Raw genomic sequence first — 23,881 nt, 5'->3', positions numbered from 1 at the left:
CGAAAACACGGATCAAACGGATTTTCTATCTATTGTTTTAAAAAATCCATTTGATCCGTGTTCCTTTCGCAAAGAAAAACGCCTAGTGAAAACTGATATCGGTACTGAGATGGGAACTTATTGCTTAACAATAAGCAACCATCCTTTTCCTTTTGTCACAGGTATTTCATCATTTGCTGTAAAGCTTTGAGCAGGCTGAAAATTAGCAACCTCAGGAGCTGTAATGGTAGCTTTAGCAGGATCGATTCCCAGTTTTTTCCAATCGATAAGTAATTTTACTTTTACATCAGCATCTGCCCAGCTCGCAATAGAAATTAATGCAGAACCGTTCTTTTTATAAACCGTTGCCAATACTTTATCATTGGATGTTTTTACTGGACAGTTTTCACTCCAATATCCAATCATTTCAGAACCTTTAATACCAAAATCATCCCATAATTTCCAGATAGGTCTTGGGTCGGCATTTCCGCTCCAAGGCATTCTGCAGGTCATTCCATAAACCATTCCTCTCCAGGCATTCCCTCCATCTTGCAGCATTTCTCCCATTAATCCAAAAGGGATTCCGCTTACTTCTGTTAAGAAAAAGTCAGGATTGTTTTTTTCGTAGTCAAAATATTCTCCAAACCATAGTTTATTGATGTACGGAAAGTGCTCCATATATAAGTTAGCGCTATTGTTAAAACCATCGCTTTTATTATATTGATTTGCACTATGTAAATCGATAATTCCTGGGTGACCATCTTTGGTAAGTACTCTTTTGATACGTTTCATTGTGATTCTGTCAAATGCCACATCATCAAGATAAACGCCATCAATACCTACATTCTGAGTCAACCAATTCATTCCTTCTACATAATAATTATGCCAACGGTTCATACCACTATTTACGATTGCAGCATCTTTAATTCCGGGAACAAACCATGCAGGAATATAATCGTCGCCTACATGTTCTTGTAACCAAGAGAATCCGCCTCCTTTTCCTGGAGAGTAAATTTCATGACCAAGACTTTTTAATGCAAAAGTTTCATAGGCTTTATTCGAAACCTCTCTTACGGTATTATAAATTTTTACTTTCAATCCTTTTTCATGTGCTTCATCGATATAACTTTTCATCTTTTTAAATTCGATAAAAGGATAATTGATATATGGATTTATTGCATTTGCATGATGTATATTAATTACTGTTGCACCAGTTTTTACAATAGAGTCAATGCTACTGTATTTATGGTAAAATTTAGTTGCCCATTGAAAATCAGTGTCAATTGTGTGGAAAGGAGTAATCAATAAATTAAAGTTGTAATATAGAACATCCCCTTTTTTCATGCTGCGAGTTCCACTATATGCATTTAACAAAACAGTTTTTTGATTTGGCGTTATCGTGATTCCACCTTTATTTTCGTTACCCCATGAAGTAGGTAATAATAATGGTTTTTGTAAATAGAAATTGGTGTTTAACGGGCGGCTGTATTTTTCATCTCTCAAAGAAAATTGCAATCCGGAATTCACACTTCCAATCCATGCACCATCTTGATTTTTATGTGCTACATCCCATTTCCAATCGAAAGTTGCTGGACGATCACCACCTTTTTGACCTAATCCCATCATGTATTTTGCAGATGATGGCTCGAAAGGCAAATGAATATTAATATCATTAAAAGTAGCATCTTCCAGAGCTGTAATTTTAACGGTATAAGATAAAAACCCATCAAATTCCAAAGCTCCGGTTACATCCATTTGAAGTGATTGAGATGTCGAAGTACTTTCCCAAGAAACTGTTCCGGCTTCTTTTTTCAAGAATTTAATTCCTGCATTTTTCCATTTTAGAGATTCTTTTCCTGCAGCATCCACAAAATGAAATTCTACTGGAGAAGAAAGGACATTATTAGCTTTTGTGCCAATAGATGTCATTTCGGGCGTGAAAAAAGTTTGAATCTGGGCTGGAAAACCATTTGTGGCTAACACCAATTTTCTGCCCAATAAAGATATTTCCGAACCTTTTACTTCTAGTGGAATGTAAGGTGCAATTACTGTGTTTTCTTGTGCCAGAGTTGAGTTTAACCATTTTAAACGCGTCATTTTCTCTGGGCTATCAATTCCTCCATTTTTAGTAACTTCATTGGTTACTTTTATTTGAAGTGTAATTTCCTTTGATTTTCCATCGGCAATAACGGTAGCTTTTCCTGTATAAGTTCCTGCAACAGCAGTTTGAGGAATGTCGATTCCGCACCACATTGCCTGCACTTTTCCTTTTGGAACAGAAACTGTATTAGCAAAAACAGACCCATCATATCTTACCCCATCGGTATTGATACAGCTAATGTTTTTTGCAGCAATGATATCTCCATTGCTATTTTTTAAATCCGAAAATGTAACCTTCACATTATTTAAATCCTGTGTAGCATAAACACCTAATTGGAATGCTAAATATTCTCCTTTTAATGCCGTATCCGAAAAAGTATTTTGAACCCCTTTTTGAATCCATCTTTGTGGTAAATCATTTTTCATTCGGATAGAATAAATTCTGTCTTCTGGGAAAACCAGAAATGAACTACCGCTATTTTTAGCAATGATAGCTGTAGTTTCAGCAGCAGTTGCAATTACATCCATTGGATAAAAACTATTGAATGCATTTATACTTTGAATTTCTGTTAGCGTACAATTATCAGCCAAATTAGTTTTGATTTTCGATACCCATTGAGCATCTGCTTTATTCTCGGGTTTTGCATAAAGTCCTTTAAGATAATTGGCATCACCTTCATCGATGTATGGCATGTAGTAAACGTAATATGTTCCTTTACCCGAAACAGGCTCAAAGAATATAGTTCCGCTTTCTCTAGTGATAGCATCGGTTTTTACATTCGAAATTTCCTTGCCAGTTTTTGCATCTTGAACAATGATTCTTTTTAATTCTGGTTTTTCATCTCTTCTGCGCCATTCGATGGTAGTTTTTGCAACATTATTTTTACCGGTAAATTCAACTACAGCACGGTGATTTCCTAATAAATCAGGATTCCAACTGTCATTGCCATCGGTGTATTTTATTTGTTGTGCAGTCATTGGCATGCTGAAAATGCAAAGACACATAATCAATATTCTGCTCAAAATTTGTCTGTTTTTTAGGTGTTGTTTCATTTTTTGTATGTTCAAGTTAAAAAGTATGCGTATTTATAAAGTTAGTAAACGGCTTTCAGATTATTTTTTTTCCAGTAAGCAATAATAGGTTTATATGGACCATATTTGTGTTGTTCCTCAGAAAAAGTATCACCAAAAGGTCCATGTGCATAATCAATAGGTTTACTCATTTCATTAGGGTAATCAAATGTTTTCGGGTTTGGTCTGGTATGAATAGCATCATCATTTACATAAGCAGCAATATCAAGCGCTTGTGCATCGGTAAGATGAGGTTTTCCAATAGCAACCTTATCATAAGGCATATTACCTTTTAACCATTGGGCTTGTTTAATAATTCGATGCATGCTTGAACCTGGTTGATAGGCATATTTCCCCCAAAGCGGAGGATAGGTGTAACCCGATTTATCGGTATTGTACAGTCCTTCGCCATTATTTCCGTGACAACGGGCACAATTTTCGGTAAATAAAGTTTTTCCTCTTTCGGAACTAGCGGCTACATCTGGAAAAGATATCTCCATATTTTTAGCACCTTTAAATTGTCCGTCTTTAGGAACAAATGTGCTAATCCATTTAAAATAAGATAAAAAAGCAACCATTTCTTTTCCGTCAAGCGGAAGTGGTTTCCCTGAATGAGGTCGCATGATGCAATTATTAATGCGTTCTGCTAGTGTGAGCACTTTATTTTCTCGTCCGCGATATTGCGGATAGTTATCATGAGAAGACATTAAGTTAAGGGAAAACGGTTTGGTACCCGCATTTTGATGGCAATTGGTACAATTCATCTTGTTCCCCAAATATTTTCCATTAATACCATTTGGACCAATATAATAGGCTGTTTTTAGCATCAATTCTTTTCCATAACGCACCGATTCACCAAACTTGTCATTTGGAATTTTGGAGGTGTCTATAGTAATATACGAATCCTCATCGGCAGTTTTTACCGCTAATGTTTGTGAAGTTGAAGTATTACAAGAATTGAAAACAACAATTGGCAATAGTGAAAATATACCAATAAGAATTATTTTTTTCATGTTTAAAATTTTTATTCTAACAGGTTTTTAAAACCTGTTAGGTATTTATTTCAAGGAAAATCAATGTTTTTTTTAATTAAGGAGAAATGGTTTTAATTTTTCTTCTGGAATAAACTCTACACGATAAGGAGGAATTTCGGACTCTAAAGCCCAAAGTAATACTCCTTTTTTATTAGTAAGAACCGTTATATGTCTTTTTGAACAACAACACAATATGGTAGCTGCATCAATCATATAAGCGCTTCCCATTCGGTCGTTATAAATATCCGTTGGTAATTTTACTTGAAAATCCAGTTTTACAGTATTATTTTTCTCATTTACTTTCAATGCAAAAACCGACGATTGTTTTTTGTCTACACCATTATCAAAAAACATCAAACTTCCTTCTTGGTTTATGTGTGCTGCGTGTGCTTGCGAAAATTTGCTGTCTTGAGACATGAATAAAGTTCCGCCTTTCCCTAATTTCCAGATTACTTTTCCGGTTTTGGCATCAATTTTCCAAATTTGACCGTTGTTATAAAAAGAGATGAGGAAATTACCATCTTTATCATAATTAAGACTATTGGCATGCATCCAGTCTTTTTTAGTTTTTAGTAATGCTTTATCTTTCATTGGATCCAAGTTGTCAAAAACACTCCATTTCCAGAGTTGTTTTCCTTTTTTATCCATAATGATAATTCCGTCTCCGTTGATGGTATCTTTCTTTTTTCCTCCTATAGAGCTTAAATCTGTTATTCTTTCATCAACAAATAGTGTAACTATTTCATTTGCCGATTTTTTTATGATTTCATGATGAATGACTTGTTTAAAATCTCCTTGCCCTTTTTTAATGTGTGTTAAGGTATCGCCTTGTAAATTGATTTCCAGAATCTCACTTCCGTAGCTTGTAGGTTCATTATTTTTACCAAGAATAGCAATGATAGATTGATCTTTGGTAAAATGAGTAACTTTAAATCCTGTTCCTGCAACGGTATGATACCATCTTAAATTCCCTTTGTAATCTACAATGTAAGCGATTCCTGGTGTTTCTCTTTTTGCTAAAAGCATATAACCTTTTTTGAAATTTTCTGGCAAAAGTTCTGGTTTTGGGCAATTTGCTTTAAACTGGTTTTGCAACCATTCAGGTAGTTTTCTAGACTTGAATGTGTATATTTTGCTTATGTTTTTAGATTCTCCTTTTGTGGTAACCAATTGATAACTATAATTAGTTTCGGGAATTATATTGCAAAGAACCAAAGAATGGGTGAGACCAGTTTTTGAAATCGGAGACGTTATTTTGTTTTTTATTCCATTTTTATCCGACCAATATTCAGCAAATACCTGAACATCTTCACTAGTAGTAACAACGATTTGAATCTTCAATTCGTTGTTGCCATGAGTTCCAATATTGATATTTTGGATAACATTGCCCTGATTTTTGGAACAACTTACTAATGCAAGTAGTGCCAAAATAAAACTCCTTTTTACTATTAATTTTGTGATCATCTGAAAGGCTTCTTTTATGAAACAGAAATGTACTTTTTTTGTATAAAAAATCAAGAATAGACAGCCATTTTAACTGCCTATTCCCGATTGGATTCCTTTATTGTCTATCGGCATTGCTTAACTTAGGGTTAAGATCAACCTGACTTTGAGGGTATGTATAATATTTGTTTTGCGGCATTTTGATTTGTGCAGCTTCGCCAACTCTTAGGTGGTATGCATTTACAAGAACATCGTATTTATTCATTCGTATTAAATCCTGACGACGTTTTCCTTCAAAGAAAAGTTCCCATCCTCTTTCTTGTAAAATAGCATCTCTTAAAGTTGCTTGATTATAATCGGATATAACCAGTTGTTTGGCATGCGATCTTCTTTTTACCTGATTAATAAGATCTATAGCTTCACTAGTTGGACCACTTATTTCGTTCAAAGCTTCTGCTCGGCTTAGCAACACATCGGCATAACGCAATATGTTTACACTATGACCATCATAATACGTTGTAGTTTCATCATCTGCGTATTTTCGGGTACATACATCGGGCATATAAAGTTCCCCAGCAGGTGGTTCTGCACCCAGTGATGGCGCTTGTTTATGTAGCAAACCATCTGTACCCATAAATTCGGGAAAGAAACATTTCTTTCTGTCATCTTCATCTCCAAAAGTGTTATAGAAATCCCAGTTTACGGTATAATACTGCCATCTGTTTTTAAGAACAGGATGATCCGTTGGTCCAAAATGATTTAGCAATTCTGTTCCATTAGTATTAGCATCACTAAGTGATGAGAAAATGTTTTCATTACACCATTTATTATTTTCTTTAAATAATCCCATATAAGTTGGGAAAAGACTGTATTCGTTTAGACTCATTACTTGTTGGGTAAGATCCGCAACTTTTTGCCAATCATGGCTACGTAAATATAGTTTTGCCAATAGGGTAAGTGCAGCACCTTTGGTTGCACGACCTACATCATCAGTGTCATAAATGGCATTATTTTTATAGTTAACAGGGAGTATATTGGCAACATCATTAAGCTCTTTAATTATAAAAGCATCCATATCTTCAACAGAGGTTGGAGGTGTTTGCACTAAATAATCAGGTTTTGCCAAATCTTTCTCGGTAATTAAAATTACTGGTCCCCAGGCATCGGTTAAATCCATATAGGCAGAAGCTCTTAAAAATCGGGCTTCGGCTATAAACTGCGCTTTTTCTGTATCCGAAATTGCAGCTATAGATGTAATACCAAAAATAGCAGTATTAGCATTGGCAATCAATTTGTACATGGAATTCCAATCTTCCTGAAGTAATCCATTGGTAGAACTCCAGGTTCCTAACGATAATTGTCCCGGATCACCACCAAATTGGCAATGACCTAAATCTGTAGCAATATCTGTTAATGCGAAGTGTCTCGTTGCCCAGTACGAAAAGTTATCGCCTACGGTAGGACCTTTTAGTCTGGCATAAACTGAATTTATAGCTGCCACAGCATCCGACTTTGTTTGATATCCGTTGGTATTGGTTAGATTACTATATACGGTGGGCTCAAGATCTTGATTACACGAAAATTGTGCTCCAGCGGTAAGTAAAAGAAATAGGATTGTATATTTTTTCATTTTGATAAATTTAATGTTAGTAAAAAAGCTTCTTAGACTAATGAATTGTAACTTTTAAACCTAAAATAAAAGTCCTTGAAGCTGGAAATGAGTTAAAGTCAACTCCGCCACCCATGTTTTGTGCCGTGGGATTATCAGGATTGATGTGCGCATTTACTTCAGGATCATTTCCAGAATATTTTGTAAAAGTGGCAAGATTCTGACCAATCAGATACAATCGAATACTATCAATAAATTTAGCTTGTTTTAATGCGCTCTCTGGGATAGTATATCCAATGGAAATGTTTTTTAAACGAATGTAAGAAGCCTCTTCAACAAATTTTGAATTTACATAACTACCGTATTTACTTTTGTAATATCCATCTCTCGGGATATCTGTATTTTCATTAGAACCCGCAACCCAACGGTTTAAAGCATCAGTACTTGTAGATGATTCTCCTACCATAGCAGTCATATTGTATAGTGAATAATCAAATGCTCCTTGGAAGAAAATATTCAGATCAAAATTTCCGTATTTAAAATCGTTGTTAAATCCTGCAAGATAATGTGGTGTTGAATTTCCCAAATACGTTCTGTCATCCGGAGTAATTTTTCCATCTCCATTTACATCAACATATTTTGGATCTCCGGGTTGAGACAAGGGTTGAGCTGCATAAACTTCACCTGTTTTTATTACTCCAGCGTATTGATAACCATATAAAACACTCATTTCTTGTCCAGGTACTAATCGTGTAAATTCCTGAGCCGAAACAGTACCACTTGGGTTGGAGGTGTTAGTGCTTATGATTGTAACATTATCAGAAAGTGAAACTACTTTTTGTTTATTGTATGCAAGGTTTAAAGAAGATCTCCAATAAAATTTATCCGTTTTAATATTTTCGGTGGTTAAACCAAATTCAATTCCTTTATTTTCTACAACTCCCGAATTAACTCTTTGTGTACCAAAACCCCACCATCTTCCAACAGGAACATTTAAAAGCACATTTTTAGTCGATTTTTTATATACATCAATAGTTGCACTGATTCTTCCGTCAAGAAAACCCATATCCAAACCTAAATTGGTTTGCGCTGTTTCTTCCCATTTTAAATCTGGATTTGCTAAACTGGCAGGTTCAGTTCCTCCAACAAATTGACCGGGAGCTATAGTCACTCCATAAGATGTAAGTCTGCTCATATAGGCATAATCTCCAATACCATCATTTCCTGTAATACCATAACTGGCTCTTAATTTTAGCTCAGAAAAAGTATTTAATTTTTGTATAAATGATTCATTCGAAAGTTTCCATGCAACAGCTCCAGAAGGGAATATTCCGAATTTATTGTTTGGACCAAAACGAGACGAACCATCTCTTCTTATGGTAAATGAAGCTAAATATTTATCATCAAAAGAATAGTTCAACCTACCAAAATATGAAGTAAGCTTGGTTTCTCTTTTTTCTGTTTCCGGTTTTGAATATACGGCTGCACCTTGAAGGTTGTAATACGTTAATAAGTCATTGGAAAAACCAGAACCTACTGCTTTTAATCGTTCAAATGTATCTTTTTGATTTGAAGTTCCTATCATTGCTGTTACAGCATGTTCTCTTACGGCAAACTTATAGGTTAAGTATTGCTCCGTACTCCACCTGAAATAGGTTTTGTTTTCCTCAGAACCAAGTCCTTTAAGAGCGGCTCCTGCAGCGAGTGTGCTAGGCGTATATCTTCCTTCAATGTTTTCCTGCCACTCGGCTCCAGACCCAAAATGATAGGTTAGGTTTTTAATGATTTCGTAATCCAGAAACATACTTCCGTTGACCATTCTGTTAATAATGTGGTCGGTAGGTTCTAGCAATAGCGCCAATGCATTGTCTCTTCCTAAGTATTTATAATACGATCCATCAGCATTATATATCGGGATAGATGGAATTGCAGTTTGGATGGAAAACAGAGGAGATAAAATATTGTCTCCAAAATCACTATTGTTTCCTTCGCTCATAGCACCATAAACATTGGTGCCCATATTTAATTTTTCATTAAATCTTTTTTCACCGCCCATTCTAACAGTGAATCTTTCAAAATCGGTATTTTTTAATGCCCCAGTTTGTTTTAAGTAATTTCCCGAAAGAAAAAATTTAGATGTTTTATCGCTTCCGCTAAAAGTAATCGTTCTGTTAAGTACTTCTCCCTGGCGAGTTGCTGCATCAAACCAATTTGTATTGGCTATCGGAAAACTTGCCGGAAATACAGGAGATCTGCCGTTTTCTTTCGCAATTGCATTCTGAATATTAGCATATTGTTGCCCAGTCAATAAAGAAGGCTCTTTGATTATACTCTGGAAACCATCAGAAACTTCAGCTTCAACTTGCATTTTTCCTAATTTTCCTTTTTTAGTAGTAATTAATATTACTCCATTTCCTCCTCGGGCGCCGTAAATAGCGGTAGAAGAAGCATCTTTTAGAATCTGAATACTTTCAATATCGTTAGGACTTATCGATCCACCAGTACTAGTAATAAATCCATCTACGACATACAAAGGCTCATTGGAAGTATTAAGGGAGTTTCCTCCTCGAATAACAATTGATGGTGTGCTTCCTGGCGCAAAACTATTTTGTTGTACTTGAATTCCAGCTGCGCGTCCCTGTAGGGCTTGACCAACATTCGAAACCGTACCACCCAAATTCAGGTTATCTTTAGTAACAGAACTAACAGAGCCGGTAATATCTTTTTTCCTTGCTTTTCCATACCCTACAACCACTTCGTCTAATTTTTGACCTACTTCTTTAAGGACAATTTTTAGAGGAGCGTTCGTTATTGTTATTTCTTGATCTTCCATACCAATATAAGTTGCAATAAGTTTAGTAGCGTTATCGGCTACAGTAATTGCAAAATTTCCATCGGTATCGGTTTGTACACCAGTTGAGGTGCCTTTTACGATGATATTTACACCAGCCAAAGGAAGACCGTTTTGGTCGGTTACTTTACCTTTTACAGTTTTTTCAAAAAACAATGTAATGTTGTTTTTATGTGATGTATTTATTGATGAAGCTGCCGAAGCTTGAAATGTAAAAACTAATAACGAAAGAAGCGTTAGTTTAATTTCTTTATGGGACGACAGCCTGTTAATCTGAAAATCCCTTGGTTTTTTTTGGTTTAATCGTTTCATACTCTTTAAATGGTTTTTTTGGTTATTAATTTGATTTTTTATGCAAAACAGGTATTCAATTTTATTGTGATCATTTAAGGCGGGATTACCTTAAAATGGAATAATAATTTCTATGCATTAACTAATAAAAAACAGCAAGGACTTGGTTTTTTTAGCCCTAAACCGTATTATTTTTCCTGTTTATTAAATATTAATTTTTTAACAGAAAAGAGTTTGATTCTTTAAAACAAAACGAAACTATTGATTTAAATTTTATTAAACAAGTAAAAATGTAAAAAATGTGCTCGAACACATATAATTAATGTTCTCGAGCACATTAATTGTTGTTAAAAATGTTTTTTTAATCTTAAATGTTTGTCTTTTTACTAAAAAAATTACGGTTTGTTTTGTTTTAAGTTTTGATTAAAATGTAGTATTAATGCTTGAAGTATGAGAAATGCTTACCTTTTTGGATTAAGATATAAAGTAAGTTTAATTTTGGTTGCTCGGTTATATATGTTTGTGCTGTGGTTTTTCGTGTTAAAAAACAGATAGAATTTGATGCTGTTAATTACCTCTAACTAATCGCATAATTTTGAAGTAAGATTTGTTGAAATTTCCTGTTATAATTTTTTGTTAAAATTATCTAGGTAAGTTATTAAGTAAGCTAAAAAATGGATTATAAAATAAGAATAAATTTAGGAGGAGATAAGTAATAAAATTCAATTTATGGAATATCGAAAAAAGAGAATGTCTGATTCAGAAACTTGCAAAAAACACACATAATGTTGGTTGCATATAATTAGGTTTGAATTTTTTCTATTTGAACAGTTTCTTTAATTCATCTTATTTATTTTAAAATTGCTAACGTAATAATATTAGTGATTTCTTTATTTTAATTTTTGAATTTATAAATAAAGTGTGTTCGAGCACATTTTTTTATTTTTTCTTAGGTTAATTAGAATTTAATATCTAGTTTCGTAAAGTTAAAACTAAAATAAGAATAAATTTTACGAACTAATTATAGTGTAATCATCAGTGTTGCAGTATTTTAATATATTTTAAAAGTGAAAAAAATTATATCGTTAGCACCAGGGCGTACGTGCCTTTTTGGAGATCATCAAGATTATTTAGGATTACCTGTTATAGCTTGTGCAATAAATAAAAATATACAATTAACGGCAGTACAAAATGAGACTTTGGTTTTTAAATTAAACATGGAAGATATCAATGAAGTTAGAGTCATCGATATCAATGCAACTTTTGCCGAATTAGAGCCACGGGATTACTTTGCTTCTTCGTTAAGGGTTTTAAGACGACACGGTTGTATTCCTACAGTTGGGTATGATATTACGGTAAAAGGAGATATTCCTATTAATTCTGGAACATCAAGTTCATCGGCATTATTAATGGCATGGATTAATTTCCTGATAACTGCTTACGGTGTTGATTGTGAAGTAACGCCAGAGTTTATAGCGCAAATGGGATATGCTTCGGAAGTTTTGGAACATGGCGAACCTGGTGGAATGATGGATCATTTTAGTATAGGGGTAGGGAATATCGTGTACATTAATACAAGCGTTCCGTTTTCATACAAAATAATTGGTACAGAATTAAAAGGATTAATTACTGGTGTTTCGGGTGTTCCAAAAGAGACAATAGGGGTATTGGGTGAAGCAAAAGGCAATGCATTATTGGCTATTGATATTATAAAACAGAATTTTAAAGATTTTGATTTGCATAAAACAGAAATTGAAGATATAGATAAATACCGTAATTATTTGCCAGACAGATTGATCCCATTTTTTGAAGCGGCAATTAAAAACTACCATTATACAAAAGAAGCTTTAAAAGAATTTGATAAACCAGCACTTGACTTAGTAAGAATAGGCGAGTTAATGAATATGCACCATGCAGCTCTAAGAGATTTATTAAAAATATCAGTACCTAGAATAGAAGATATGATTAATGCGGCATTGCGTGCAGGAGCTTATGGTGCTAAGATTGTTGGTTCGGGAGGAGGGGGAAGTATTGTTGTAATCGCCGATCCAAATAATGAAGCAGCGGTTGTAACAGCAATATTAGCCGCTGGTGCAAAAGAGGCTTATGCCGTAACGGTTGATCCCGGAGCAAGAATAATAGAATAGTATTAAAATTTTAAAGAACAAATCATGCATGACAATTTAATTATTTTAGCAGGCGGTGCATCTTCTCGAATGAAAAAAGAAGTTGTATTAAATAATTTAACCGAAGAAGAAATCGCTCAGGCAAATGAAAGAAGTAAAGGCTTAATAGGAGTTGGTCCTAACGGAAGACCTTTGCTGGATTATCTTTTGCTAAATGCAAAAAAAGCAGGATATAAAAACATCATTATTATTATAGGAGAACAAGGAGAATTATTTAAAGAATTCTACGGAAGCCAAGATAAAAACAATGATTTTCATGGATTAAATATATCATTTGCTGTGCAATATATTCCAGAAGGCAGAGTAAAACCATTTGGTACAGCCGATGCATTATTTCAAGCAGTAGAGCAATTTCCGGAGATGAATTCTCAAAGTTATTCGGCTTGCAATAGTGATAATTTATATTCTGCAGCTGCTTTGCTTGCGCTAAGAGAGACAAATAGTCCTAATGCTTTTATTGGTTACGATCGTGATGCATTGGATTTTCCATCCGAAAGAATTTCGCGTTTTGCAATTGCCAAACTCGATGAAAATAATTATTTATTGGATATTCTCGAAAAACCAACGGCAGAAGATTTAGAAAAATACAAAGATTCCGAAGGAAAGTTAAGAGTAAGTATGAATGCTTTTAAATTCGACGGAGCAATGTTGTATCCTTATTTAAAAAACTGTCCGGTTAATCCCGAAAGAGAAGAGAAAGAACTGCCAACAGTACTTTTAAATGCAATAAAAGACAACCCAAAAACAGCTTTAGGAATCCCTTTCTCGGAACATGTTCCAGATTTAACTGCCAAAGAAGACATTGCAGAAGTAAAAGAATATCTAAAAAAATACTATCCTCAATTGAACTGGGAAGCATAAAATTAACAAAAATTTCATATCTAATTTAGAAATAAGAAGAACTTATTGAACTACTTTTGTCGTAGTATTGCAAAAAAATCGCATTAAAACCGTGGTAATTTGCAAAAATTATGAAAGTGTTGGTGCTATTTTAGATTGAAAAATAACTAATCTATTAACCATCAACCAAAAAAAAATTATGTCAAAGATTGAAAGTGCAATACGTGTAGAGCAGAGGAGTGTAATTATTCCGATGATTATTTTAACCGCATTATTTTTTATTCTGGGATTTGTTACCTGGCTCAATGGACCTTTAATTCCATTTTTTGAATTAGCCTGTGAGTTAACGGCTTCTCAAGCTTATTTTGTAACATTTGCTTTTTATATTGCTTATTTTGTCATGGCAATTCCGTCTTCTTGGGTTATCGAGAAAGTGGGATATAAAAACGGAATTTCACTTGGCTTAATTGTAATTGCAGTAGGAGCTTTTATGTTTTATCCAGCAGCTGCAACAAGAACTTTTGTATTCTTTTTATTGGCATTATTTACCATGGGAACAGGTTTGGCAATTTTGCAAACCGCTGCAAATCCTTATGTCGTAGTTATTGGACCGAGAGAAAGCGCTGCAGCAAGAATTAGTGTTTTAGGAATTGCAAATAAATTTGCAGGATTTATAGCGCCATTAGCCCTGACAGCTTTGGTGTTATCGAATATGCAAGAATACACCGCAGATAAAATTGCACTTTTAGACGAGGTTTCTAAAACAGAAGCCCTAAATTTGCTCACATTACAATTGCAGACGCCCTATCTTTATATGGGATTGGTTATTTTGGTTTTGGCACTATTAGTTAAATTTTCTCCACTACCAGAAATTGACTTAGATGAAGAAGGTGATGTATTGCATTTAAGTATTTTTAAACAAATTAAAAATGCTTTTAAACACCCACAATTAGTTTTGGGAGTTATAACCTTAATGTTATATCTGGCTGCCGAAGTTTTGGCAGGAGATTCCATTGGAGGATTCGGAAAACATTTAGGAGTATATGGCAAAGACGGTAATTTTTATTTAAAATTAACCTCATTTACGATGTCGGCGATGGTCGTAGGATATGTTTTAGGAATTACATTAATACCTAAATATCTTTCTCAGGTAACTGCATTAAAAGCATCAGGTATTTTAGGATTAATTTTAGTAATTTTAATAGTTGTTATATCACCAACAATAACGGTTCAGTTTTCGGGAATTCCAGCCATACCATTAGTTGTTATTTTGGTAGCGTTAATGGGGCTTGCAAATGCACTTTGCTGGCCTGCAATATGGCCAATGGCATTACAAGATTTAAAAGGATATACCAAAATAGGAAGCGCAATTTTAATCATGGGTATTATAGGAGGAGCAATTTTCCCTTTAATTTATGGCGCTTGGGCAGAGAGTATTAATGTTGCTAATTTGGCAAACGGAGTTGCTCAAACGGCCAAAAGTGGAAACCAGATAGCCTATTTAATATTAGTACCATGCTACTTAATGATTATATTTTTTGCATTCAAAGGGCATAAATACAGAAGTTGGTCTGGCAAATAAAGACGAAATAAATAAATAAAGTAAATAAAAAAAGAAGCGAATAATGTTAAAAAGTTCTATAGATAAGGCGACAGGTTTCGAAAAAAGATTCGAAAATATTGACACGGTAGTTTTTGAAAATTCAACCGAAGCATCTAAGGCAGTTGCAAAACAAATTGCAGCACTTATCAAGTCAAAACAGGAGAATAATGAATCATGTGTTTTAGGATTAGCAACGGGATCTTCTCCAAAAGGTTTATATGCCGAACTAGTACGTTTGCACAAAGAAGAAGGATTGAGTTTTAAAAACGTAATCACTTTTAATCTTGACGAATACTATCCTATGGAACCAGATTCTGTAAATAGTTACGTGAGATTCATGAAAGAATTGTTAATGGATCAAGTAGATATTTTACCTGAAAATTATCATATTCCAGACGGACTTTTGACAAAAGAAGAAATAGCAGATTATTGCGCAGATTACGAAGCTAAAATAGAAGCTCTGGGCGGAATCGATCTACAAGTTCTTGGAATTGGAGCAAACGGACATATCGGATTCAATGAGTCCGGTTCATTACAAAACTCAAAAACAAGATTAGTAGCATTAGATCATATTACCAGAGTTGCTGCAAGTAAAGACTTTTTTGGATTAAACAATACACCAAGAACAGCTATTACACTTGGAGTAAAAAAGATAATGGAAGCTAAACAAGTTATTTTATTGGCTTGGGGAGAAGGAAAAGCAGACGTAGTAAGAAAATCTGTAGAAGGAGAAGTTACCAATAGAATTCCTGCGTCATTTTTGCAAGAACATAGCAATGTTGTTTTTGTTTTGGACAAAGAAGCCTCATCAAAACTAACAAGAATCAACAGACCATGGTTAGTAGAGAAAATTGTTTGGACAGATAAATTAACTCGTAAAGCAGTTTTAGGATTAGCACTAGATTTAAAGAAACCAATCTTAATGCTTACCGATGCCGATTATATCGAAAACGGAATGAGCGACTTATTGGCAGATTCTGGACCAGCATACGATATCAATATTAAGATATTTAATAAATTACAGAATACAATTACGGGATGGCCAGGAGGTAAACCAAATGCAGATGACACCAACAGACCAGAAAGAGCTGAGCCAGCAAGAAAACGTGTATTGATTTTTAGTCCACATCCAGATGATGATATCATTAGCATGGGAGGTACTTTTATGAGATTGCAACAACAAGGACATGAAGTTCATGTCGCATATCAAACTTCGGGTAATATTGCTGTAGCAGATGATGAAGCGTTGCGTTTTGCAAGATTCGTAATTGATTACAACGAGAAATTCGGAATAAAAAGCCCAGAAGCAGATAATATCTATCAAAAAGCAGTAACATTCTTGATAAACAAAAAGAATAGTGAAATTGATATTCCAGAAGTTCGTTATATAAAAGGATTAATCAGAAAAGGAGAAGCACGCTCAACAAGTCATTTTGTAGGTTTGCCAGACGAACAAATTCATTTTATGGAGCTTCCATTTTATGAAACAGGAACAATCGAGAAAAAACCAATTGGAGAAGAAGATATTCAACTTACCATGGCTTTAATCGAAAAAATCAAACCACATCAAATATATGCAGCAGGAGATTTAGCAGATCCACACGGAACACACAAAGTTTGTCTGGATGCTATTTTTGAAGCTGTGAAAGCCTTGAAGCCAAAACCATTTATGGATGATTGCTGGTTATGGTTATACCGTGGAGCTTGGCAAGAATGGGGAATTGACGAGGTAGAAATGGCAGTACCAATGAGTCCTGATCAAGTATTAGCAAAAAGACACGGAATATTTAAACACCAATCTCAAAAAGATGGAGTTGTATTCCAAGGGTCAGATGCACGTGAGTTCTGGCAAAGAGCCGAAGACAGAAATGCTGAAACTGCAGAATTATACAACCAATTAGGTTTATCACGCTACGCTGCTATGGAAGCTTTCGTGAGATGGCACTATTAGATTTCAGTTTTTAGTCTCAGTAAGCAGTCAGTTTCTAAGTTGTAAACTGTAACTGATATTGTAAACTATTTTTGAGATCTGTGGTAAAATAAAAGAAAAATAATAATAGCTTTGCATTCAATAGAAGCAAGAAGAGAGAATAAATCTATATTCTTTTTTCTTGCTTCTTTTTTATTAAAAAAAAATGGAACCAGACAAAAAACTTCTCATAAAATTAGCTCACACCAAAATGCCTTTTGGGAAATACGAAGGACGATTCTTAATTGAACTTCCTGAATATTATGTTGTTTGGTATCATAACAAAGGGTTTCCTAATGGTGAATTAGGGCAACAACTTGCACTTGTCTATGAGTTAAAACTTAACGGTTTAGAAGAGTTGATTAGAAATATCAAAAAGCAATATCCCAAGCCTTTGAAATAATAAATTAGCAAAAAAATGCATGGAGAATAATTTTCAACAGCCAAATACAGGTCAAAATATGAGTGTTGCAGCTTTAATAATAGGAATATTGTCTATTATGGTTGCTTTTATACCTTGCTTCGGTATATTGGGGATAATTGGAGGAATTCTAGCAATAGTTTTTGTCTCAATTGGTTTGTCTCAGGCAAAAGAGCAAATGCTCCAGCTGTATTGGCAGTAGTAAGTTTGATTTTAGGAATCGTTGCACTAATATTTGCAGTTATTTTTTCATTAATTATGGGGTTATCTTATCGCATTGTTCGTAATGTGGGATTAAAATCCAAGATTTTTTTTTAGGTAATAGCATTAAAATAACAGCTGACTCACTTAAAGTTGAAGAATCAAAAGAATAATTTTTTGTAGAAACAAAACCTTTTTACGAAATAGATTCATACAAAAGGATCAACATGATTTTTATTATAATAATTATGCTTGTCTTTTTTTATTGTTATTTATCCTCATTTTTAAATTTTGGAATACGTTCCTCTTGTGAAGGTATGTCATTAAGTTATTGCAAAAGTCGAGGGTTAACAAGAGCATTTTCTCAAATACTAAATTTAAACTTCGAAGAAGCAATTGCTTATAATTCCTATAGTTTGAAAATTTTCTCTTTTTCCCTTATTCAGTTAATAGCTCGTTTTCTCATTAATAAGATACTTAAGTTTTCAAACTTTAAATTAGTTTTGACTTTTGATATAGTCTTCAGTGTTGCACTTTTCATTTTTTCATTCTATAATTTAGTAATGATTTAGACTTCTTAGATTATTAGACAACTTAGACTGGCTTAGACTGGCTTAGAATTTTAGACTTTTTATATCATCTAGATTATATACTATTATAGAGTATATGTTATACTATTTACTTATCCTATAAACTTCAACTTTTACATTCCACTTTAAAGTTTAATTATGAAAGTCGAAATACTTTTTAGGATTATTATAATTTATTAGTCTAAAAATCTAAGAGTCCAAAAATCAAGAAGCCCAAATATATAAGTCAGTCTAAGAAAGTCTAAGTTGTCTAAAAATCTAAGTTAGTCTAAAACGCTAAGTAATCTAATAATCTAAGTCAGTCTAAGTAGTCTGAAAATCTAAGATATCTAAGCAAGTCTATAAATCTAAGAAGTCTAGGATAAAATTCTAATAATCCAATTTTATTCACTATTTTTGCCACGTTTTTTACACAACTACAATACAAACAACAACAGAATGAATCAAACGAAATATATTTTTGTTACAGGTGGTGTGACTTCTTCATTAGGAAAAGGGATTATCGCAGCATCTTTAGCAAAATTGTTACAAGCAAGAGGTTATCGCACAACAATTCAAAAATTTGACCCGTATATAAATGTAGATCCGGGTACATTAAATCCGTACGAGCACGGAGAATGTTATGTGACAGATGATGGTGCCGAAACCGATTTGGATTTAGGACATTATGAGCGTTTTCTTAACGTTCCTACATCACAGGCAAATAACGTAACTACTGGTAGAGTATATCTTTCGGTTATTGAAAAAGAGAGAAGAGGAGAATTTCTTGGTAAAACGGTACAAGTAGTACCTCATATTACTAACGAAATTAAAGATAGAATGCAATTGCTAGGTAAATCAGGTGATTATGATATTGTTATTACCGAAATTGGAGGAACAGTAGGAGATATAGAGTCATTACCTTATATAGAGTCAGTTCGTCAGTTAGTATGGGAATTGGGTGAGAATAACGGAATTGTAATTCACTTAACATTAGTGCCTTATTTGGCTGCTGCTGGAGAGTTAAAAACAAAACCAACACAACACTCTGTGAAAACATTGATGGAAAGCGGTATAAAAGCTGATATCTTGGTTTGTAGAACAGAACACGAACTTTCGGATGAATTACGTAACAAACTTGCTTTGTTCTGTAATGTAAAGAGAGAAGCTGTAATACAGTCTATCGATGCATCAACAATATACGAAGTGCCTAATTTAATGCTAGAAGAAGGATTAGATGTAGTAGCTTTAAAGAAATTGGATTTACCTAAGAAAGCAGCCCCGGATTTGAAAAACTGGAATACTTTCTTAAAGAGGTTAAAAAATCCAAAGCATACCATTAATATAGGTTTGATTGGTAAATATGTAGAAATGCAAGATTGCTACAAATCAATTTTAGAAGCATTTATACATGCAGGAGCTTCAAATGAAACTAAAGTAAATGTAGTTTCTATACATTCAGAGTATATCGATGCTGATAATATAGAAGACAAATTGAAAGGTTTAGACGGAATTCTTGTTGCTCCAGGTTTTGGAGAAAGAGGAATAGAAGGAAAAATCGAAGCAGTGCGTTATGCACGTGAAAATAAAGTTCCATTTTTCGGAATTTGTTTAGGAATGCAAATGTCGATAATCGAATATTCTCGTAATATTTTAGGTTATGCAGATGCAAACTCAACAGAGATGAATGAGAAAACTCCTCATCCGGTTGTGAATTTAATGGAAGAACAAAAAACTGTAACCGATAAAGGTGGTACAATGCGTCTTGGAGCATGGAAATGTGATATTACACCAGATTCATTGGCATATAAAATTTACGGTAAAACAACTATTTCTGAGCGTCACCGTCACCGTTACGAGTACAACAGCCAGTATGTAGATGAGTTGCAAAAAGCAGGATTAATAGCATCAGGAGTAAACCCTGATACAGGATTGGTAGAAATTGTAGAATTAAAAGATCACCCATTTTTTATTGGTGTACAATACCATCCAGAATACAAAAGTACGGTAGCAAATCCGCATCCAATTTTTGTGAATTTTATAGCTGCTGCGGTAACAGCTCATAAAAAATAATACGTATTTGTATAAGTTTCTAAAAAACAGGAGAAACGCAAACATAAAACTTTGAATAAAAATTATAATGGAAGAAAAAAAATTTGATCTCAATTCAATTATCGGTTTTGTATTGATTTTTGGTATTTTGATTTGGATAATGTATCAAAACAAACCTTCTGAAGCAAAAATTGCAGCAGAAAAGGCCAAGAAAGAATTAGTTGCAAAACAAGAACAAGAGGCTCAATCAAAACAAGCTACAGCTAAAACTGCAGTTTTGCCAGTAGCAGCAACTCCTGGAGATACCGTGCAATTAGCAAAATTGCAAAAAACATTAGGTGGATTTGCTTATTCAGCTACACTTCCTTCTGCAAAAGATGCTTATACAACTATCGAAAATGAAAAGATTATACTAAAAATCGCTAATAAAGGTGGTTATATAGTAGAAGCTACATTAAAAGGATTCAAAAGATTTGAGAAAAATTCAGGACAATTAGTAGAATTGATTAAAGACAATAATGCTCATTTAAACATTCAGTTACAAACTACAGATAATAGAACTTTAAATTCTAAAGATTTATATTTTGAGCCTACATTAACAAAAAATGGAGAGGATCAAATATTATCTATGCGTTTAAAAGCTGGTGCAAATGAATTTTTAGAGTACAAATATGTATTAAAACCAAACGAATATTTAGTTGGTTTTGATATTCGTTCTCAAGGATTGAACAAAGTTTTAAATTCGTCTAAACCATTAGATTTAGTTTGGGATTTGAAAACGAATAGAAATGAAAAAAGTGTTTCTATAGAAAAACGTTTTGCTGAAATCTTTTATGAATATGGAGATAAAAAGTACAATTATGTAAGTCCTAACGGCGTAGGGAAAGAAGAAACACCTGAAAAAGTAAGTTATATAGCTTTCAAGCAACACTTTTTCACCACTATCTTAACTACAGATAAGCCATTCGAAAAATCAAGATTACAATCTGACGATTTAGTAAAAGATGAAAAAATAGATACCAATTATATAAAACAATTTAAGGCAACAGTTCCTTTAGCTTTTTCTAACGGAGAAGTAGATTATAAAATGAGTTGGTATTTTGGACCAGCCGATTATAAAACATTAAAATCTTACGATAAAAATTTCGAAAAAATTATTCCATTAGGTTGGGGGATTTTCGGATGGATTAATAAATTTATTTTTATTCCGTTATTCGGATTCTTGAGTTCTACAATTGGATTGTCATTAGGTATTGCTATTATTGTTTTTACAATTATAATAAAAATAGCAATGTCGCCAATTACTTACAAATCATTCTTGTCTCAGGCAAAAATGAAAGTGTTGCGACCAGAAATTACTGAGTTGGGAGAAAAGTTCAAGAAAGACCCAATGAAGAAACAGCAAGAAACAATGAAGCTGTATAATAAAGCAGGAGTAAACCCAATGGCGGGATGTATTCCAGCCTTGATACAACTACCGTTTATGTATGCTTCGTTCCAGTTCTTCCCATCAGCTTTTGAGCTAAGACAAAAAAGCTTCCTTTGGGCAGACGATTTATCTTCATTTGACTCGGTTGTGAAACTTCCATTCCACATCCCAATGTATGGAGATCATATTAGTTTGTTCCCAATCTTGGCAGCAATTGCAATTTTCTTTTACATGAAAATGACGTCAGGAGATCAACAAATGGCTGCTCCTCAACAAGAAGGTATGCCAGATATGGCTAAGATGATGAAAATCATGATTTATGTTTCTCCACTTATGATGTTGATATTCTTCAACTCTTACGGAGCTGGTTTGAGTTTGTATAACTTTATCTCTAACTTAATTACAATCGGAATTATGTTTGTAATTAAAAACTACATTGTAGATAGTGATAAAATTCATGCTCAAATACAAGAAAATAAATTAAAAGAGCCTAAAAAACAAGGTAAGTTCCAAAGACGTTTACAAGAAGTTATGGAGCAACAAGAAGCTGCTAAAGCTTCTAAAGGCAAGAAATAATATAAAATTACAAATAAAAAAATCTCGATTTATCGGGATTTTTTTATACCCGCATAATTTATTAATACCTATTTCGTTAAGGTTTAAAATAGAATATAAAATGATTTGTAAAAGAATACTACTCGGATTGGTTTTGTTGAATGCGTTTTTTATAAATGCACAAGCTAGCCAGAATAAGTTGGACGCAGATGGAAAAAAGGACGGACTTTGGAAAGGGATTTATGAAGAATCAAAAAGAACCCGCTACGAAGGAACTTTTAGTCATGGTAAGGAAACTGGTGTTTTTAAATTTTATGATGATACCAAAGCAGCTAGTGTAATTGCTATGAGAGATTTTAGTGCTAATGACGGGAGTGCTTATACCATTTTTTATGATCAGAATAAAAATAAAGTTAGCGAAGGAAAAGTAGTTAATAAGCTTTTTGAAGGCGAATGGAAATACTATCACCAAGCTTCTCCAGTTGTAATGACAATCGAGAATTACAGCAAAGGAAAGTTAAATGGTTTACGTTCGGTTTTTTATCCAAATGGGAAAATTGCTGAGGAAATGAATTATAAAAACGGTATAAAAGAAGGAGTTTATAAAAGATATGCCGAAAACGGAACAATCTTAGAACTGCTAAACTATAAAAATAATGAATACAATGGAGAAGCTGTTTTTAATAACGCAGACGGAACTGTAGCTTCAAAAGGGATGTTTGTAAATGGAAAAAAATCGGGTAATTGGCAGTTTTTCGAAAAAGGAAAACTAGTAAAAGAAATCAATATGAGCGATCCAAAAAATACAAACAAAACTTCGGATAAAGTCGAGAAGAAAAAAAAATAAAGCAAAAGATAAATTTGTTAAATTTGAATCTTAACTAATAGATTCATATGGATTTACAAGAACTTTTCGGAAGGTTTGTATTGTTGTTTTTCTCAATATTGGTTTTATACTTTTTTTCGAACAGAAAAGATAATGAAACAATTAATCCATTAATGGTTATTGTTGGGTTATGTACTTTTTCTTTGTGTTATTTATTTACAAGAATCGAAATAGGAGTAGGGATTGGCTTTGGCTTATTTGCTATTTTTTCTATTCTAAGATTTAGAACCCAAACCTTTACTGTAAATGCTATAATCTTTCTGTTTGCAACAATTACACTTTCTATTTTGGATATTATGTATCCATTTGAAAAAATAGAAGTCTTGCTTTTCTTTCAGTTCATAATCATTGGATTTTACATCATAGCTTCTGTTTTAGTAAACAAAAAAGCATCCAAATATCTTAACACGGTTGATGTAAAAGTAAGCCTGGGAAATGACTTTTCTTTGAATAATCAGAATATCCGACAATTAATTCAAGAACAAATTAATATCGAAAATTTCGACTTCAAAATCATTACCATAAATACCGTAACAAGAGAAATCGACGTTACTGTTTTGTATTGATTTTTATTTTTTAAAAGGTTTTTAAAAAAGTGTTTTACCATTAAGAGATCAAGAAAAATTAAGTTTTACAAACCCATTATAGATGTTTTTCTCGCAAAGACGCAAGTCGCAAAGAAAAAATAAATGTTAGTTTTTAAAATTTAAAAGCGGGATTTTTTTAGTCCAACTTAAATGAACTTATATTACTTACATGGTGAAATGAAAAGTAAACTTTGCGACTTGGCGC

Annotated in this window: 15 protein-coding genes; 10 read left to right on the top strand and 5 right to left on the bottom strand. The window is 33.4% G+C overall.

The window, feature by feature from the left end; genetic code table 11:
- Positions 1-117 precede the first annotated feature (117 nt).
- The 5 genes from OIU83_RS19840 to OIU83_RS19820 form a co-directional block, all read right to left on the bottom strand.
- Complete coding sequence (locus OIU83_RS19840; protein ID WP_264208004.1) at positions 118-3,132, bottom strand: glycoside hydrolase domain-containing protein; 3,015 nt, start codon at positions 3,130-3,132, stop codon at positions 118-120.
- 41 nt (positions 3,133-3,173) lie between these two features.
- Complete coding sequence (locus OIU83_RS19835; protein WP_264208003.1) at positions 3,174-4,163, bottom strand: c-type cytochrome; 990 nt, start codon at positions 4,161-4,163, stop codon at positions 3,174-3,176.
- A gap of 72 nt (positions 4,164-4,235) precedes the next feature.
- Complete coding sequence (locus OIU83_RS19830) at positions 4,236-5,648, bottom strand: aryl-sulfate sulfotransferase (protein WP_264208002.1); 1,413 nt, start codon at positions 5,646-5,648, stop codon at positions 4,236-4,238.
- A 97-nt stretch (positions 5,649-5,745) separates the two neighbouring features.
- Positions 5,746-7,257, bottom strand: coding sequence for a RagB/SusD family nutrient uptake outer membrane protein (locus OIU83_RS19825; RefSeq protein ID WP_264208001.1), 1,512 nt, complete (start codon positions 7,255-7,257; stop codon positions 5,746-5,748).
- Positions 7,258-7,294: 37 nt separating this feature from the next.
- On the bottom strand, positions 7,295-10,399 hold the full coding sequence (locus OIU83_RS19820) for a SusC/RagA family TonB-linked outer membrane protein (RefSeq protein WP_264208000.1): 3,105 nt from the start codon (positions 10,397-10,399) through the stop codon (positions 7,295-7,297).
- Between the two features lie 1,046 nt (positions 10,400-11,445).
- Between OIU83_RS19820 and OIU83_RS19815 the strand changes: the two genes are divergently transcribed.
- The 10 genes from OIU83_RS19815 (at position 11,446) to OIU83_RS19770 (ending at position 23,655) form a co-directional block, all read left to right on the top strand.
- Positions 11,446-12,525 (top strand): mevalonate kinase family protein, encoded by a 1,080-nt coding sequence (locus OIU83_RS19815; RefSeq protein WP_264207999.1) that lies wholly within the window; start codon positions 11,446-11,448, stop codon positions 12,523-12,525.
- 24 nt (positions 12,526-12,549) lie between these two features.
- Positions 12,550-13,425 (top strand): sugar phosphate nucleotidyltransferase, encoded by an 876-nt coding sequence (locus OIU83_RS19810; protein WP_264207998.1) that lies wholly within the window; start codon positions 12,550-12,552, stop codon positions 13,423-13,425.
- A gap of 178 nt (positions 13,426-13,603) precedes the next feature.
- Positions 13,604-14,986 carry a glucose/galactose MFS transporter gene (gluP, locus tag OIU83_RS19805; protein ID WP_264207997.1) on the top strand — a complete coding sequence of 461 codons (1,383 nt, stop codon included), beginning with the start codon at positions 13,604-13,606 and terminating at the stop codon, positions 14,984-14,986.
- Between the two features lie 43 nt (positions 14,987-15,029).
- Entirely contained in the window at positions 15,030-16,958 is a 1,929-nt protein-coding gene (gene nagB / locus OIU83_RS19800; RefSeq protein WP_264207996.1) for a glucosamine-6-phosphate deaminase, read from the top strand.
- 184 nt (positions 16,959-17,142) lie between these two features.
- Entirely contained in the window at positions 17,143-17,379 is a 237-nt protein-coding gene (locus OIU83_RS19795; protein WP_039112721.1) for a DUF3820 family protein, read from the top strand.
- Positions 17,380-17,398: 19 nt separating this feature from the next.
- Entirely contained in the window at positions 17,399-17,599 is a 201-nt protein-coding gene (locus OIU83_RS19790) for a hypothetical protein (RefSeq protein WP_264207995.1), read from the top strand.
- A 1,027-nt stretch (positions 17,600-18,626) separates the two neighbouring features.
- Positions 18,627-20,240: a CTP synthase gene (locus tag OIU83_RS19785; RefSeq protein WP_264207994.1), complete on the top strand. Its 1,614-nt coding sequence runs from the start codon at positions 18,627-18,629 to the stop codon at positions 20,238-20,240.
- A 67-nt stretch (positions 20,241-20,307) separates the two neighbouring features.
- Positions 20,308-22,224 (top strand): membrane protein insertase YidC, encoded by a 1,917-nt coding sequence (gene yidC, locus OIU83_RS19780; RefSeq protein ID WP_264207993.1) that lies wholly within the window; start codon positions 20,308-20,310, stop codon positions 22,222-22,224.
- Positions 22,225-22,324: 100 nt separating this feature from the next.
- Positions 22,325-23,050, top strand: coding sequence for a toxin-antitoxin system YwqK family antitoxin (locus tag OIU83_RS19775; RefSeq protein ID WP_264207992.1), 726 nt, complete (start codon positions 22,325-22,327; stop codon positions 23,048-23,050).
- A gap of 47 nt (positions 23,051-23,097) precedes the next feature.
- Positions 23,098-23,655: a DUF4956 domain-containing protein gene (locus OIU83_RS19770; protein WP_264207991.1), complete on the top strand. Its 558-nt coding sequence runs from the start codon at positions 23,098-23,100 to the stop codon at positions 23,653-23,655.
- Positions 23,656-23,881 lie beyond the last annotated feature (226 nt).

Origin of the sequence: Flavobacterium shii, assembly GCF_025847235.1 — a bacterium.
Lineage (GTDB): Bacteria > Bacteroidota > Bacteroidia > Flavobacteriales > Flavobacteriaceae > Flavobacterium > Flavobacterium shii.
This window is presented reverse-complemented; position numbering and strand designations above follow the sequence as displayed.

Coding starts and splice junctions, on each gene's coding strand:
- OIU83_RS19840 (WP_264208004.1), bottom strand. CDS start 3,132: ATGAAACAACACCTAAAAAACAGACAAATTTTGAGCAGAATATTGATT.
- OIU83_RS19835 (WP_264208003.1), bottom strand. CDS start 4,163: ATGAAAAAAATAATTCTTATTGGTATATTTTCACTATTGCCAATTGTT.
- OIU83_RS19830 (WP_264208002.1), bottom strand. CDS start 5,648: ATGATCACAAAATTAATAGTAAAAAGGAGTTTTATTTTGGCACTACTT.
- OIU83_RS19825 (WP_264208001.1), bottom strand. CDS start 7,257: ATGAAAAAATATACAATCCTATTTCTTTTACTTACCGCTGGAGCACAA.
- OIU83_RS19820 (WP_264208000.1), bottom strand. CDS start 10,399: ATGAAACGATTAAACCAAAAAAAACCAAGGGATTTTCAGATTAACAGG.
- OIU83_RS19810 (WP_264207998.1), top strand. CDS start 12,550: ATGCATGACAATTTAATTATTTTAGCAGGCGGTGCATCTTCTCGAATG.
- gluP (WP_264207997.1), top strand. CDS start 13,604: ATGTCAAAGATTGAAAGTGCAATACGTGTAGAGCAGAGGAGTGTAATT.
- nagB (WP_264207996.1), top strand. CDS start 15,030: ATGTTAAAAAGTTCTATAGATAAGGCGACAGGTTTCGAAAAAAGATTC.
- OIU83_RS19795 (WP_039112721.1), top strand. CDS start 17,143: ATGGAACCAGACAAAAAACTTCTCATAAAATTAGCTCACACCAAAATG.
- OIU83_RS19790 (WP_264207995.1), top strand. CDS start 17,399: ATGGAGAATAATTTTCAACAGCCAAATACAGGTCAAAATATGAGTGTT.
- OIU83_RS19785 (WP_264207994.1), top strand. CDS start 18,627: ATGAATCAAACGAAATATATTTTTGTTACAGGTGGTGTGACTTCTTCA.
- yidC (WP_264207993.1), top strand. CDS start 20,308: ATGGAAGAAAAAAAATTTGATCTCAATTCAATTATCGGTTTTGTATTG.
- OIU83_RS19775 (WP_264207992.1), top strand. CDS start 22,325: ATGATTTGTAAAAGAATACTACTCGGATTGGTTTTGTTGAATGCGTTT.
- OIU83_RS19770 (WP_264207991.1), top strand. CDS start 23,098: ATGGATTTACAAGAACTTTTCGGAAGGTTTGTATTGTTGTTTTTCTCA.